Source organism: Clostridium cavendishii DSM 21758 (assembly GCF_900141845.1).
GTDB lineage: Bacteria > Bacillota > Clostridia > Clostridiales > Clostridiaceae > Clostridium_AG > Clostridium_AG cavendishii.
Map to the genome: position 1 here is coordinate 1 of NZ_FQZB01000015.1, position 16,313 is coordinate 16,313.

Consider the following 16,313-nt stretch of genomic DNA (forward strand, 5'->3'; position numbering starts at 1 on the left):
CTAGTAAGATCCCTTGAAGAACACAAGGTTGATAGGTGAGGGGTGTAAGCATGGTAACATGTTCAGCTGACTCATACTAATAGATCGAGGGCTTGACCAAAATAAAAGGTAATTAACAAAAACTAAGATTTATATATGCAATTTTCAGAGAACAAACTCTGAAAAAGGAAACTCAAAAGCTTTGGCTAATGAGTATTATTTCAAAATGAAATCTAAGATTTCTGTGAAATAACATCTGGTAATGATGCGTAATTTGGTAACACCCGTACCCATTCCGAACACGACGGTTAAGCAAATTACGGCTGATGGTACTGCACGGGAGACTGTGTGGGAGAGTAAGTGGTTGCCAGGTAACCTCTATAGATATAGAGGTTTACAATATTCCGCGATAGCTCAATGGTGGAGCACTCGGCTGTTAACCGATAGGTTGAAGGTTCGAATCCTTTTCGCGGAGCCATTTGAATGAATTGCATTATGACTACTAATAAGTGGTTGTAATGCTTTTTTTATATATTGAATTTGACACTTAAATATAAGAAGGAAATTATGAAATATTTATTTTCATAATTTCCTTTTTACTATATAATGCTTTAGAAATTATATAGTAAAAGCAATATTTCTTACAAATTATCTAAAAATATTAAAGATAGTCAAAATAAATGCTTCTTAATTAGGGCTTTATTTTAACAAAATAGCAATTGTAAACGTTTGGCTAAGATTTAAAAATAATAAATGATAATTAAAAATAAAAACTATGCTTAATGATTTAATACATAGAGGTAATTTTAGAATTATGAATATAATTTTAATAAATGATGAACTATGCTAATATATAGACTCTAATAGGCAGAAAATGTGAATTGATAGATATTTTAAATATATTATAATTACATTCAGATTAAATAAGTGTTTTTGGTAGAAAGGGGAAACAGATGGGAGTACTTATTGTTATCGTAATGTTATTATTTGTTTATTTATTTTATGCGTTATTTAAGCCAGAAAAATTTTAGATTGAGAATATTTAAGGAGTAGAAATAATATGAAATACGGGGATTTTATTTTATTAATGGTGTTATTTATTTTATGTGTAATACCATTAGGTTCACACCTTCATAAAGTTATAACAAAAGAGGATGGGTTATTTGATGCTTTTTTTAATAAAGTAGATAATTTCATATACAAGATATCAGGGATTGATAAAGATGAAGAAATGCCACTTAAAGGATATATCAAGGCATTATTGATAACTAATTTAGTAATGTTTTTATTTGTATTTATAATATTGAAGGCTCAGGGAATACTTAGTGTATTTAATCCTAATGATGTTTCTGCTATGGAAACTAGCCAAGCTTTTAATACGGCATCATCTTTTATTACGAATACAAATTGGCAAAGCTATGCAGGTGAAAATACACTTTCATATTTAAGTCAAATGACATGTATAATATTTTTAATGTTTACATCAGCAGCTACAGGTTGCTCAGTTGCAGCAGCTATAATAAGAACTGTAGCTGGAAAGAAAAAATCTTTGGGTAATTTTTATGTTGATGTAGTTAGATTTACAACAAGAGTCTTTTTACCTTTAGCATTTATAGTTAGTATATTACTTATAGCTTGTGGAGTGCCTCAAAATCTTCAAGCAAATCAAATAGTAAAGACAATAGAGGGAACTTATCAAACTATAGCTATGGGACCGGTAGCGGCTCTAGAATCAATAAAACATTTAGGAACTAATGGAGGAGGTTTCTTTAATGCAAATTCATCTCATCCATTCGAAAATCCAAATGGGATAACTAATATAATAGAAATGTTATCAATGATGGTTATTCCAGGAGGTCTTATTATTTCTTTCGGATTAACACTTAAAAATAAGAAGCAAGGTTGGGTATTTTTTATATCTGCTGCAATATTATTTTTAGTTTCATTAACAGTAGTCTATTTTGCAGAGAGTAAAGGAAATCCTATATTATCAAGTTTAGGACTTGATAATAAACTAGGAAATTTAGAGGGAAAAGAAACTAGATTTGGAGTATTAGGTTCATCATTGTTTACTACAGTTACTACATCTTTTACAACAGGTAGCGTAAATAATATGCATGATTCACTTACGCCTTTAGCTGGATTTGGAGCAATGTGGGGTATGATGTTAAATGTTGTATTTGGTGGAGATGGTGTAGGATTTATGGGACTTATAATGTATGCTATCTTAACTGTATTTATTTGTGGATTAATGGTTGGTAGAACACCAGAATTCTTAGGTAAAAAGGTAGAAGGAAAAGAGATAAAATTAATAGCATTTACTATATTAGTTCATCCTATATTAATATTAATGCCATCGGCAGTATCATTAGTATCAGGTGTAGGTAAAGATTCTATATCAAATTCAGGATTTCACGGGTTATCTCAAATTTTATATGCATTTACGTCAACAGCAGCAAATAATGGTTCTGCATTTGGTGGGTTAAATGCAAATACTGCATATTATAATAGCTTTACTGGAGTTATTATGTTATTAGGTAGATATTTATCTATAATGTTATTATTAGCAGTAGCATCTTCCTTAGCAAGCAAAAGAACAGTACCTGAAACAGTTGGTACATTTAGAACTGATAATGCAATGTTTGTAATGATGCTTGTATTCATAGTGCTAGTAGTTGGTGCATTAACTTTCTTACCAGCATTAGCTTTAGGACCAATATCTGAATACTTAACATTTATATAAAGATGTAGGAGAGAATTGAATATGAGTAAAAAAGATGAAAAAAAATTAATGAATAAAGAAATGGTTATAGATGCCATAAAGGATTCGTTTAAAAAATTGAATCCAAAATATATGATGAAAAATCCAGTAATGTTTGTAGTTGAAGTTGGATTTATAATAACTTTATTTCTAAGCTTTTTTCCTACAGCATTTGGAGATAATGGAACAGGACTTAGAACCTATAATGTTATAGTTACTATAATATTATTTATAACTGTTTTATTTGCTAACTTTGCTGAGGCAATAGCTGAAGGTAGAGGTAAAGCTCAAGCAGATACTTTGAAGAAAACTAGAAAAGATACCCAAGCCAAACTTTTAGGCTCAGATGGAAAAGTTAAAGTTATTAGTGCTTCTGAATTAAAAAAAGGAGATATAGTTTTAATTGAAGTTGGAGACTTAATACCGAATGATGGTGAGGTTATAGAAGGAATAGCATCTGTAGATGAATCTGCGATAACAGGAGAATCAGCACCAGTAATAAAAGAAGCTGGTGGAGATTTTGCATCAGTTACTGGTGGTACTAAGGTTGTATCAGACTGGATTAAAGTTGAAATTACAGTAAGCCCGGGAGAATCATTCTTGGATAAGATGATAAGTATGGTTGAAGGAGCAGAAAGGCAAAAAACACCTAATGAAATAGCATTAAATACTTTACTTGTTTCTTTAACATTGATATTTCTAATAGTTATAGTTACTCTTTATCCAATGGCTCAATATACAAAGGTAGAAATCAAGGTTGCTACTTTAGTTGCATTACTTGTTTGTTTAATACCTACTACTATAGGTGGATTATTATCTGCGATAGGTATAGCAGGTATGGATAGAGTTACAAGATTTAATGTTATAGCTATGTCTGGTAAAGCTGTAGAAGCTTGTGGAGATGTAGATACTATGATATTGGATAAAACAGGGACCATAACATTTGGTAACAGAATGGCTGCAGAATTTATGCCTGTCAAAGGACAAACTGTAGAAGAACTTACTAAGTATGCATTAATGTCATCACTAAAAGATAATACTCCAGAAGGTAAGTCAATAGTTGAACTTGCTGAAAAAAGAGGAATAACAGATGATGTCAATAAATATAATTCATGTGAGTTTATGGAGTTTACTGCACAAACTAAAATGAGCGGAATGGATTTACCAGAAGGAATTAAAATAAGAAAAGGTGCAGGTCAAGCTGTTAAGAATTTTGTTACGAATCAAGGTGGAATTATTCCAGATGACCTAGATGAAATAGTTAATGGAATTTCAAAATTAGGAGGAACACCATTAGTTGTTTCAGTAGATAATGTTATATACGGAGCAATTTACTTAAAAGATACTGTAAAGCCTGGCTTAGTTGAGAGATTTGAAAGATTAAGAGAAATGGGTATAAAAACTATAATGTGTACAGGCGATAACCCACTAACTGCAGCTACAATAGCGAAAGAAGCTGGTGTAGATGGCTTCTTAGCAGAATGTAAGCCAGAAGATAAAATAGATGCTATAAAGAAAGAACAAGCAGAAGGTAAGATAGTTGCGATGACTGGTGACGGAACTAATGATGCTCCAGCATTGGCACAAGCAGATGTAGGATTAGCTATGAACTCAGGAACTACATCAGCTAAAGAAGCAGCCAATATGGTTGATTTAGATTCAGATCCAACTAAGATATTAGAAGTTGTAGAAATAGGTAAACAATTATTAATAACTAGGGGCGCATTAACAACCTTTTCAATTTGTAATGATGTAGCTAAGTATTTCGCTATAATACCAGCAATGTTTACTTTAGCTATACCTCAAATGAATAAACTTAATGTAATGGGACTTAGTTCACCAACTACAGCAATACTATCAGCATTAATATTCAATGCAATAATAATACCATTATTAATTCCTATAGCTATGAAAGGTGTTAAATATAAACCTATGAGAGCTGAATTATTATTACTTAAAAATGTAACTATATATGGGTTTGGAGGAATAATAGCTCCATTTATAGGAATAAAAATTATAGATATTATTATTACACCAATAGTAAAAGCTTTAGGAATAATGTAGGAGGGCAAAATAATGAAAGATTTAAAAAGAGCCTTAAAGGTTAGTTTGGTACTTATGGTTATATGTGGACTTATTTACCCTCTATTATTAACAGGTGTGGGTCAAACTTTATTTTCACATAAAGCCAATGGAAGTATGATAGAAGTGAATGGAAAAGTTGTTGGTTCAGAGTTAATAGGTCAAAAATTTGAAGATGATAGATTCTTTCATGGAAGGGTTTCTGCAGTAGATTATAATACTACTAAAGGGCAGAAGGATAAGAAAGATGTTAACTCTGGAGGATCTAATTTAGCTGTATCAAATGAAGAGTTAAAGAAAAGGGTTGAAAAAGATATTGAAGAATTCTTAAAAAAGAATCCTACAGTTAAGAAAGACAATCTTCCACAAGATTTATTTACTAGCTCGGCATCAGGGTTAGATCCAGACATTTCAGTGGAGTCTGCTAAAATTCAAGTAGAAAGAATAGCAAAAGTAACTGGAATTAAGAAAGATGATATAGAAACTATTATTAAGAATAATACTCAAGGAAAAGATGCTGGTATAGTTGGTGAGGAAAGAGTTAATGTTTTAAAAATGAATCTTGAAATAGCAAAGTTAATTAAAGTTATATAGGCTATAAATATATTAAAATAAATTAATAAAGGGGCTGCATAGTGTCAGCCCCTTAGTTGTATTATATGAGTCTTATGTTACCAACGTGCATGATAACCTCTTACATCAACATGAGTAAAATTGCTGTATTTACCAACTCCACCATTTGCAAATATTTCATTAGCTACGCTGTAAACTGTACTTGCAGGAACTCCAGAAACTTGTATATCTGCTGCTGTTCCATAAAGGTGTTGTGAATTTGAAGCACCATTAACTGCAGCATTATGCGCTGGACATCTGTAACCACTTGTGATAATTATAGGATGATTACCTAGTCTAGTTCTTAAAGTTTCTAATTTGTTCATAAGATCTTGACTAATTCCTCCTGGTGGTAACTTACCACAATGGGTGCATTTGAATTCACTAGACTTAAAATGTGTTGTATCCGCCTTTGCTTGTACAGGTGATAGTAATAGCCCGAATAATAAGAATGTGGCTAAAAATGATGAAAGTTTTTTCATAAAGATCCCCCCTTTTTTTAGTGTCTGTTAACAGTACAGTGTAATAATTCTTTAAAAAAATGAGGATTCCTTCCTTATTATAACAAATTAACAATAATTTAACAAAAGAGGCGATAAAAATAAATTAATTATCAATAGTAAGTTTCATAATAAAATACGAACAAACTGAATTGAGTAACCTTTATTTAATTTAAATAAAGTCCTCTAAACTAATTGTTAAAAATTTCTATTAGGGGAACTTATTAAAGAGGACCTATTTTTGAATAATTTTATAATTTAAAAATACTAAAAACATAAAAAGCTTTAAGAGTCAAGAAAAGGAACCATCGTGAACGGATTTTAAATCCGCTAATGCGACAGTTCCTTTTAATTTTTAATATTTTAGACTTTTGCAGAAAAATATAATTATACATGTTGCAATTTTAAATTTACATTTATACTAATATATAGTATCACATGGAATTATCCTAATTTCTATATCTTTTGCATCTTCAAGTATTTTATTTATAGTAGAACCTCTAAAAAAGGTTTCAATAGAACTTCGTCTACTATGCCCAAGAACTAATTGGGTTATATGTCTTTCATGACAAAATTTAAGTATTTCTGAGGAAATAGAACGTCCCTTTAAAGAAATAGTTTCTGCACCAAGTTTTTCGGCAAGTGTTTTATGTGCAGCTATAGAGTTTCTATCCTTATCAGTAAGTTTTCTTGACATTGGGTGAGTACATTCTACATCAATAACATAAAACTCACATTTATATCGTTTAGCTATTCTAGCACCATGACGAAGTAGTTTTATTGCATTTGGACTACTACTTATACAAACAAGAACCCTCTCAACTACTTTCCAATTGTCTTCAATACCCTTCTGTTTCATGTAAGATTCTAAGTCTTCATCTACTTCATCAGCCGTTTGTCTTAGTGCAAGTTCCCTAAGTGCTGTAAGATTTCCTTTTCTGAAGAAATTTTTTAATGAACGTTGAATATTTTCACGTCTGTAGATATTCCCCCTTTTTAATCTATTAATGAGAGCATCAGGAGTTATGTCTACAACGACTACTTCATCGGCATCTTCGATAATCTTATCTGGTATAGTTTCCCTTACTGTTACAGTTGTTATATGTTCAACAACATCATTTAGACTTTCAAGGTGTTGTATATTAACAGTTGTAAGAACATTAATACCATGATTAAGTATTTCTAAAACATCTTCATAACGTTTTTTATGTTTAGATCCAGGAACATTGGTATGTGCTAATTCATCTACTATAACAAGTTCAGGCTTTCTTGATATAATTGCATCTACATCCATTTCTTCAAGTGTTCTGCCTTTATAGTCTATTTTCTGTTTAGGTATGAAACTTAGATTTCCAACTTGTTCAATAGTTTCTTCACGACCATGATCTTCTAAATAGCCTATTACAACATCTTGTCCTCTTTTAAGACGTCTATTAGCTTCATTAAGCATAGAAAATGTTTTACCAACTCCAGGTGCATAGCCTAAAAAAACCTTTAATACGCCTCTATTTTGTTTATAGTATTCTTCTAAGGCTTCAGATGGGGTTTTACGTTCTTTTTCCATATAAATCTCCTTAAAATTTAAATAATTATATATATAAATTATATACTAACAATTTACAAAGTAAATTATGTACACAAGGCTTTAATATGAGGAATAGTAATAAAAAATCTATAATTTAAGAATATTTAAATTAAATGAAAGTAAATAAGTTATAAAATCATAAAAATAGTGAAATATCATTAATTTTCAAAACAAGTAGGGATAAGAAAAGCTTATTAAAACGCAAACATCTGAAAAATTTTAAAATTATAGGATATAAAAATAGATTTTATAGAGTAGATAAAATTATAATATTATTTAATTAATTTGAATAGAAATATTAATAAGAAGTTAACCTGGGGATTAAAAATTTTACTTTCTTCTTAAGGCGTAGACTGAAATATAAAGTGATATCTTAAAGAAAGGTGGGTGAATATCGCAATCTATCTTATGTAAACATTTAGATTGCGAAGAGGTATGAAAGAATATAGTATTAAAAATCTAAGAAATGTAGGTATTATAGGACATAGTGATGCTGGGAAAACTGCTCTTACAGAAGCATTGCTTTATTACACAAAAGCTATAGATAGATTAGGTTCAAATGCTGATGGAACAACAACTAGTGATTATGATTTAGAAGAAAAGAAGAGGAAAATTTCACTTTTAACATCTATAGCACCTCTTGAATGGAAAAATACTAAGATAAATATAATAGATACACCTGGATATTTTGACTTTATAGGAGAAGTAATAGAAGGAATGAGAGCTTCAGATGTAGCAATGATTGTTGTATGTGCTGTAGCAGGAGTTCAAGTAGGAACAGAAAAAGCATGGAATTATTGTAATAAAATTAAATTACCAAGATCATTTTTTATAAATAAATTAGATAGAGAGAATTCAAATTATGATAAAGTTTTAGAGGATTTGAAGAGTAAATTTGGTATTAGTGTAGTTCCGATTCAATATCCGATAGGTAGCGAAGCAGATTTTAATGGAGTTATAAATGTAATTTCTAGAAAGGCTAGAATATATAACAAAAAGACTAATTCCATGGAAAGCTGTGATATTCCAAACAGTCTAGTTGATAAGATTAATGAATGCAAACAAATGATAATGGAAGCTGTAGCGGAAACTGATGAAGTCCTTTTGGAGAAGTATTTTAATGAAGGAGAATTAAGTGATGAGGAAATATACACTGGACTCATAAAAGGTTGTGCAAGTGGAGATATAGCACCTGTTATGTGTGGTAGTGCAACATCAGTTATAGGTATGGAGAATCTTCTTGAAGATATAGTAGAATGTTTTCCAAGTCCAGAATTTTCATTACCTCAGAAAGCTCTGAATTTAGGCAATAATGAAGAGATAATGGTGGAAATAGATGATAATAAACCTTTCTCGGCATTTGTATTTAAGACTATAGCCGATCCATTTGTGGGTAAACTTTCAATGTTTAGAGTTATAACTGGAAGTGTGACCTCTGATAAGGAAGTTATAAATTCCAATAAAGAAAAAATTGAGAAATTAGGAACTCTTTATTTTATGAAGGGTAAAAATCAAATGATATCTAAAAGAATAATAGCTGGAGATATTGGAGCAGTAGCAAAATTACAATCAACGGCAACAGGAGATACATTATGCGATCCAAGTTTTAAGATTAAGTATGATAATATGAATTTCCCTAAGCCAGTTATATCTATGGCGGCCATACCAAGGACTAAGGGAGATGAAGATAAAATATCATCAGGGCTTAGTAAGCTTGTAGAAGAAGATCCTACTTTTATTATAGAAAGGGATTTAGAAAATGCAGAAACTATAATATCAGGAGTTGGAGAAACTCATTTAGAGGTAATAGCAAGTAAACTTAAGAATAAGTTTAGTATAGAGATTGCACTTCAGTCTCCTAAAATTCCTTACAGAGAAACTATTAAAGGTATTGCTGATGTTCAAGGGAAGCATAAGAAACAATCAGGAGGGCACGGACAATATGGGGATGTTAAGGTTAAATTTGAACCTAGGGATGATGGAAAGGATGAGTTAGAATTTATAGATAAGGTTGTTGGAGGTGTAGTTCCTAGAAATTTCATACCTGCAGTAGAAAAGGGATTGAAGGAGTGCACTAGACATGGAGTTTTAGCTGGATATCCAGTTATCAGATTAAGAGCGACATTGCATGATGGTTCATATCATCCAGTTGATTCATCTGAGATGGCATTTAAGATAGCATCTTCTATAGCTTATAAGAAGGGTTTAGAGCAAGCAAAACCTATAATATTAGAACCTATAGCTCATGTTGAGATTGTAGTGCCGGAGGAATATATGGGAGATATTATAGGTGATATTAACAAAAAAAGAGGCAGAGTTTTAGGTATGGAGATAGAAGAAGGTGGGCAAAGAATAGTAGCAGAAGTACCAATGGCTGAAATGTTCAAGTATGCTACTGATTTAAGAAGTATTACTCAAGCAAGAGGATGTTTTAATATGGAATTTGAAAGATATGAAGAGGCTCCATCAACAGAAATGGATAAAATTGTAAATGAGGCTAAAAAACTAAAAGAATTAAAAAATGAAGCTTAATCATTTTAATAAGTAATAACAATCAGGAATAGACAATAGTAAGTTTATTCCTGGTTTACCAAAAGTAAATTTTTTTATATTAAAAATCAGAGTATATATATTAGGCCCTTTGGAAAAATTATTTTTAGAAATATATTTAAAGTTAGAAATAATTTTAGACATTAGAGCATATAGGTAGTATTGACTAAAAATATATGCAATGTTAGGAGGTACTAAAATATGTCAGACTACAGGATGGATATTAAAGGTAATATAGGGTTAAGTGATTATAGTAATATTTATGACTATATAGGTGTGGTAGATAAACAAGATAATTTTACTATAACAATTGACGATACGAAACAAGGCAACATCAATATTATTTCATCTATGTTATCAGATAATAAATTTGTAATATGTAAGCAAGGATATGATGAGAATGGAAGATATTTTATAAATGCTCATAAAAATACATACTGATTTTTGTGTGTTATACCAATTATTTAGTGTATAATATATATGTTATAATTACTAATATAACATTAAATAATGTGGGGGAATTTTTATGAAAAATTACGTTATTGGTATAGATTTAGGCGGAACTAAAATTAGTTGTGCTATATCAGATTTAGAAGGTCAGGTTATAAGTCAAAATACAGTTCCTACAAATGCACATGAAGGTGATGTTCCTGTTTTAAATAGAATAATAGGTTCAGTGGAAACGGTTTTAAGAGATGGAAACATATCTATTGATATGGTTAAAGCTATAGGAATAGGGTCACCAGGACCATTAGATGCAAAAACAGGAATTATAATAACTACTCCAAATCTTCCTTTTAAGAATTTTGATATAGTGAAACCGTTAGAAGAAAAATTTAACGTTCCTGTATATTTAGATAATGATGCAAATGTGGCTGCTATTGGAGAATTTATGTTTGGTGCTGCAAAAGGTACAGAAAACATGGTTTATTTCACAGTAAGCACTGGCGTTGGTGGTGGAGCTGTAGTAAATGGTAAAGTATATAGAGGAAATACTTCTAACGCTTTAGAAATAGGTCATATAACAGTACTTCCAGATGGCCCAAGATGTGGGTGTGGAAACCTAGGATGTTTAGAGGCAGTAGCTTCTGGTACAGCTATAGGTAAAAGAGGTAAAGAAGCTGTAGAGAGTAAAGTAGAAACAACTCTTAAAAACTATGAAAATGTAACTTCTTATGAAGTATTTAAAGAAGCAGCGGCTGGAGATGCAGTTTCAATAGAAATAATAGATAGTTGTTTAAATTACTTAGGAATAGGAGTAGCTAATGCAATAGCTATATTCGATCCTGAAATGATAGTAATTGGTGGTGGAGTATCTAAGGCTGGAAAGGTTGTATTTGATAAAGTACAGCAAGTCATTGATAAAAGATGTTTTAAAACAATGGCTGAATCTTGTAAGGTAGTACCAGCTGGACTTGGAACGGATGCTGGAGTTATAGGTGCTGTAGCACTTGCTATACTAGAAAGTAAATAATAAATTTAAAATTCCTTCATTATATTTTATGAAGGAATTTTTTTGTTGTGTAGTAAATTGTGAAATTGTTTAAGTAAGAGGTTAATATAAGCCCACTTTTTTATATTTCATAGTATAATTAATATATAAATTATTATGAGGTGCAAGTAGATGAAAATATATTTAACAAGACACGGACAAACAGTATGGAATATAGATAAAAGATTACAAGGATGCAAGAATTCAGATTTAACAGAACTTGGAATAAAGCAAGCTAAACTTTTAAGTGAGAAAATGAAAGATGAGAAAATAGATTATATATATTCAAGTCCTATAGAACGTGCTTATAAAACTGCTGAGATAATAAAAGGAACTAGAAATTTACAAATTGAAACTATAGATGCATTAAAAGAAATTGCTTTTGGAGAATGGGAAGGATTGACGTTAGATGAAGTAGCTGCTAATCCAATCTATAATAAAGAGCTTGAAAACTTATTTCAAAATCCAGAAAAATATAGACCATTTGGAGGAGAGACTCCATTTGAACTTTTGGATAGAAGTCATAAAGCGTTAAAATCTATAATTGATAAGCATAAAAATAAAGATGAAAATATTTTAATAGTTACTCATGGTATGACATTAAAAATGATTATATCTTATTTTAAACAAAGTTTGACATCTATGGAAATTATGCAATTACCTGTTTATGGACAAACATCTATAACTGAAATAGAATTTAATGGTGATGAATTTAATATAATTAGAGAAAATGACATTAGTCATTACGAGGAAGGATTTGAAATAAAAGGTTGGTAATTTTGAAGGTTAAAATGATAAATGTAGGGTGAATTTTCTAGGCATATTTAAATTTTTATTACATACATTATTAATGTAAGATGAGTGTAATCTGCTAAAAAGAACAGGAGATGAGTATATGCCTAAAGATAGCCAAATAGATAATAAACTTAAAAGAAAATTAAAGTCAAATTGGGATACTACATTGACCAATGAAGAGGCTAAAAATAGTACTAGAAATGCTAAAAAGCAATCTATAAAGTCTCATACAGGTCAATAAATTCTTTACCTCATACATATACTTCTATACTAGTTAATTTTAATAATTTTAAATATTAAGCTTTAGTTTGTATTCCTTCCTCATATACAAATTAGGGGAAGTTAGTATAGAAAGTTGAGGATGAAGGATTTTTAACATACTGCCTACTATTAAAAAATATTAATAGTAGGCAATTTTAATTTATAATATAATTACATTATATGGTATAATTTAATTATTGTTGAAGAAAGGAAGTAATTTTATGAATGTAGAGATATTAGGTGTAGGAACTGAATTGCTTTTAGGTGATATAGCAAATACTAACGCTCAATTTTTATCTAAGGAATTAGCTAGATTAGGAATAGGTGTTTATAAACATACAGTAGTTGGAGACAATGAGGAAAGGCTAACGAAAGCTTTTGATGATGCTTTTAAAAGCTGTGATACTGTAATAACTACTGGAGGACTTGGACCTACCAATGATGATTTGACTAAGGAAGTTGCTGCTAAATATTTTAATAAAGAATTAGTAATTCATGAAGAGTCCTTAAAAGAGATAGAAAAATACTTTAATAAACAAGGAAAAGAGCTAAAAGGTAGTAATAAGAAACAAGCATATTTTCCAAAGGATGCAATAATATTTTCAAATAGTTGTGGAACTGCACCAGGAGCAGTTATAAAAGGTGATGAAAATAGAACGATAATAATATTACCCGGACCACCAAGAGAAATGCAAGTTATGTTTAAGGATCATGTTATTCCATATTTATCTCAATTCACTTCAGAAGTCCTTGTATCAAAAGTATTAAGGATCTTTGGTATAGGTGAAGGATATATGGCAGAACAAATAGGTGACATAATAGATAAACAGACAAATCCAACGGTTGCACCTTATGCCAAAGATATAGATTGCATATTAAGAATAACTGCTAAGGGAAAAGATGAAAATGAAGCCAATAGTTTAATAAAGCCAACAGAAGATGAGATAAGACAACGATTAGGTGATAATATATACGGAGAGGGTGAAACTTCTTTAGAAGAGGTTGTAGCAAAAATCCTGATAGATAAAAAGTTTACTATAGCTACAGCAGAATCTTGTACTGGAGGTTTATTAGCAGGAACACTTATAAATTATCCAGGAATATCAGAAGTGTTTTTAGAAGGAGCAGTTACGTATTCAAATGAAGCTAAAATGAGAGCTTTAGGTGTTAAAAAAGAAACATTAGATAAATATGGGGCTGTAAGTGAAGAAACTGCTAAGGAAATGGCACAGGGAATAGCACGTATAGCAGGAACTAATATAGGAATATCTACTACTGGAATAGCTGGGCCTGGAGGTGGAACAGAAGAAAAACCTGTAGGATTAGTTTATGTTGGAATTTGTATAAATGGTGAGGTAAAGGTAAAGAAATATAATTTTCAAGGAACTAGAGAAAAGGTTAGACAAAGAACTGTTATGAATGCATTAGACTGGTTAAGAAGAGAACTAAAATAAAGTATGGAGGGAAAAAAATGAGGGGGACTTTTTTAAAAAGGTTTTTGATTTTAAGTATAATATCTATTACAGCAATATCAGCAACTACATTAATTGGATGTAAAAGTAAGGATTTAGCTTTAAAAACCTTTAATGAATATAAAGATAATTGGAAGAAGAAGGACTATAAGGCTATGTATGCTTTATTAGATGATAAGTCAAAAGAGTATATTAGCGAAAAAGATTTTGTAGATAAGTATACTAAAATTTATGATAGTATAGATGCTGATAAAATAGAATTAAAAGATGTAGATGTTAAAAATGTAAAGGACAATAAAGAGGGAAATGCAAAAGGCAAAATTTCTCTGAGCATGGACTCTACTTTAGGGAAAATAGACATAGAAGGTTATGAAATAAATTTAATAGAAAGTAAGGATAAAAAAAGTTGGCAAGTTGAATGGAATGAAAAACTTATTTTTCCTCAATTAGAGAAGGGAGAAAAGATTAAATTTCAACGTGATAAAGCAGTAAGAGGAGAATTAAAGGATAGAAATGGTGTTAATTTAGCTGTGAATGGTAAAGTAGCAACTGTTGGAATACATCCTAAAAAGTTTGGAGATAATCAGCAGGGGATAGCAGATATAGCTAAAATATTAGATATAAATAGTAAAGTGATACAAGATAAATTAGCTGCAGCTAAGGATAAACCAGATGAGTTAGTGACACTAGTTGATGTTTCTTTAAATGAGCAGGCAAAGTTAGATGAACTTATAAAGATACCTGGTGTAAAGTATGTTTACAAACCTTCAAGAGTTTATAACGGCGGAGAAGCAATAGGGGCATTAGTTGGATATGTTGCACCTATAACTGCTGAAGAACTTGAAAAAAATAAAGGTAAAGGTTATGGTACAAGTAGCTTAATTGGAAAGACTGGACTAGAGTATGTATTTGAAACTAGGCTTAAGGGAGAAGATGGTGGAAAGATATTTACTACTAGAAAGGTTGAGGGAAAAGAAAAGGAAATTGTAATAGTAGATAAAAAGAGTAAAAAAGGAGAAGATATTAAGCTTACAGTTGATTTAGAGTTACAAAAGAAAATATACAGTGAAATGGCTGGTCAAAAAGGTTCAGCTACAGCTATAAATCCTAAGGATGGTCATACGTTGGCATTAGTAAGTTCACCATCTTATGATCCAAATATTTTTACTACTTATAAAACTGATACTATAAAAAGTAAGTGGGATACAGCTTGGAATGATATATCAGTAAATAGATTTAATAAGGCATCTTCACCAGGATCAACTTTTAAATTGGTAACAGCAGCAATTGGATTAGAAAATGGAATTATAAAACCTGAAGAGCAATTAGATATAAAGGGAACTGATTGGAAAAAGGATAGCTCTTGGGGAGGGCAGACTGTTACTAGAATGGTTAACTCTGATAAGCCTATAGATTTAAAAAATGCATTTATAAACTCTGATAATATATATTTTGCAATGCAAACTTTAAAGATAGGAAAGGATAAGTTTATTGAAGGCAGTAAAAAGTTTGGAATAGGAGAGGAAATGCCATATCAATATCCTATGGCGAAAACTCAAATAGCAAATAATAATACTATAGGTAGTGAAATGCTTCTAGCTGACACTGGATATGGGCAAGGAGAAGTATTAGTTACACCAATACAAATGGTATTAGCATATAGTTCAGTTGTTAATAATGGGAGTATAATGGAGCCAGTTTTAGAGATAAGTGATAATGTTAAAACCAAAGTGTGGAAAGAGAATATAATATCAAAGGATAATGTAAATATTTTAAAAGAAGATTTGTTAGCAGTAGTAAATAGTGAAACTGCTACTGCGGGGCTTGCTAAAATAAACGGAATGTCTATAGCCGGAAAGACCGGAACTGCAGAATTAAAAAAGAATAGAGAGGATAAAAATCCTGTAGAAAATGCTTGGTTCATAGGAATGAATACAGAGAATCCATCAATAGTAATAGGGATGATGATGGAGGATGCTAAGTCAATTGGTGGAACTAAATTTGTTGTGCCAAAAGCAAAAAACTGTCTAGAATATTATTTAAAGAAATAGTATGGATAAACCTCTAATATAAGTTACTTGAACTTAGTAATAATATAAATTAAAATAAATATAATTAATAAAAAACAATTCCTCTTAAAATATATATAAAATATACTTTAAGAGGAAATGTTTATATATAAATAAAATAGGGGAGAGGCGATTATATAAGGGTTAAGGTTATA

General features: G+C 30.5%; 13 protein-coding genes, 1 tRNA gene and 2 rRNA genes. 14 read left to right on the top strand and 2 right to left on the bottom strand.

Annotation, left to right across the window (positions count from 1 at the left end; genetic code table 11):
* The 7 genes from BUB01_RS16880 to kdpC all read left to right on the top strand — a co-directional run.
* Positions 1-100 (top strand): 23S ribosomal RNA (locus tag BUB01_RS16880); the annotation flags it as partial.
* A 134-nt stretch (positions 101-234) separates the two neighbouring features.
* A 5S ribosomal RNA gene (gene rrf / locus BUB01_RS16885) occupies positions 235-352 on the top strand.
* A gap of 30 nt (positions 353-382) precedes the next feature.
* A tRNA-Asn gene (locus tag BUB01_RS16890) sits at positions 383-457 on the top strand.
* A 475-nt stretch (positions 458-932) separates the two neighbouring features.
* Positions 933-1,010: a K(+)-transporting ATPase subunit F gene (gene kdpF / locus BUB01_RS24000; RefSeq protein ID WP_072991162.1), complete on the top strand. Its 78-nt coding sequence runs from the start codon at positions 933-935 to the stop codon at positions 1,008-1,010.
* 29 nt (positions 1,011-1,039) lie between these two features.
* A complete protein-coding gene (gene kdpA / locus BUB01_RS16900; RefSeq protein WP_072990776.1) occupies positions 1,040-2,722 on the top strand; it encodes a potassium-transporting ATPase subunit KdpA in 1,683 nt (560 codons plus the stop codon).
* Positions 2,723-2,743: 21 nt separating this feature from the next.
* The gene (gene kdpB / locus BUB01_RS16905) at positions 2,744-4,804 is read left to right on the top strand and encodes a potassium-transporting ATPase subunit KdpB (protein WP_072990780.1); all 2,061 of its coding nucleotides are present in this window, start codon (positions 2,744-2,746) and stop codon (positions 4,802-4,804) included.
* 12 nt (positions 4,805-4,816) lie between these two features.
* The gene (gene kdpC / locus BUB01_RS16910) at positions 4,817-5,416 is read left to right on the top strand and encodes a potassium-transporting ATPase subunit KdpC (protein ID WP_072990784.1); all 600 of its coding nucleotides are present in this window, start codon (positions 4,817-4,819) and stop codon (positions 5,414-5,416) included.
* Positions 5,417-5,493: 77 nt separating this feature from the next.
* On the opposite strand, the gene BUB01_RS16915 is transcribed toward kdpC, so the two are convergent.
* On the bottom strand, positions 5,494-5,916 hold the full coding sequence (locus BUB01_RS16915) for a YcbK family protein (RefSeq protein ID WP_072990786.1): 423 nt from the start codon (positions 5,914-5,916) through the stop codon (positions 5,494-5,496).
* 439 nt (positions 5,917-6,355) lie between these two features.
* On the bottom strand, positions 6,356-7,498 hold the full coding sequence (locus BUB01_RS16920) for a universal stress protein (protein WP_072990789.1): 1,143 nt from the start codon (positions 7,496-7,498) through the stop codon (positions 6,356-6,358).
* A gap of 456 nt (positions 7,499-7,954) precedes the next feature.
* Here BUB01_RS16920 and fusA point away from each other — a divergent pair, with 456 nt between their 5' ends.
* The 7 genes from fusA (at position 7,955) to BUB01_RS16950 (ending at position 16,140) form a co-directional block, all read left to right on the top strand.
* Positions 7,955-10,051 carry an elongation factor G gene (fusA, locus tag BUB01_RS16925; RefSeq protein WP_072990792.1) on the top strand — a complete coding sequence of 699 codons (2,097 nt, stop codon included), beginning with the start codon at positions 7,955-7,957 and terminating at the stop codon, positions 10,049-10,051.
* Positions 10,052-10,270: 219 nt separating this feature from the next.
* Positions 10,271-10,510: a hypothetical protein gene (locus BUB01_RS16930; RefSeq protein WP_072990794.1), complete on the top strand. Its 240-nt coding sequence runs from the start codon at positions 10,271-10,273 to the stop codon at positions 10,508-10,510.
* A gap of 85 nt (positions 10,511-10,595) precedes the next feature.
* The gene (locus BUB01_RS16935; protein ID WP_072990796.1) at positions 10,596-11,543 is read left to right on the top strand and encodes an ROK family protein; all 948 of its coding nucleotides are present in this window, start codon (positions 10,596-10,598) and stop codon (positions 11,541-11,543) included.
* A 150-nt stretch (positions 11,544-11,693) separates the two neighbouring features.
* Entirely contained in the window at positions 11,694-12,338 is a 645-nt protein-coding gene (locus tag BUB01_RS16940) for a histidine phosphatase family protein (RefSeq protein WP_072990798.1), read from the top strand.
* A 118-nt stretch (positions 12,339-12,456) separates the two neighbouring features.
* Entirely contained in the window at positions 12,457-12,597 is a 141-nt protein-coding gene (locus tag BUB01_RS23515) for a hypothetical protein (protein ID WP_200802904.1), read from the top strand.
* 241 nt (positions 12,598-12,838) lie between these two features.
* Positions 12,839-14,071: a competence/damage-inducible protein A gene (locus BUB01_RS16945; RefSeq protein WP_072990800.1), complete on the top strand. Its 1,233-nt coding sequence runs from the start codon at positions 12,839-12,841 to the stop codon at positions 14,069-14,071.
* A 17-nt stretch (positions 14,072-14,088) separates the two neighbouring features.
* The gene (locus tag BUB01_RS16950; protein WP_072990802.1) at positions 14,089-16,140 is read left to right on the top strand and encodes a penicillin-binding transpeptidase domain-containing protein; all 2,052 of its coding nucleotides are present in this window, start codon (positions 14,089-14,091) and stop codon (positions 16,138-16,140) included.
* The last annotated feature ends 173 nt before the right edge of the window (positions 16,141-16,313 follow it).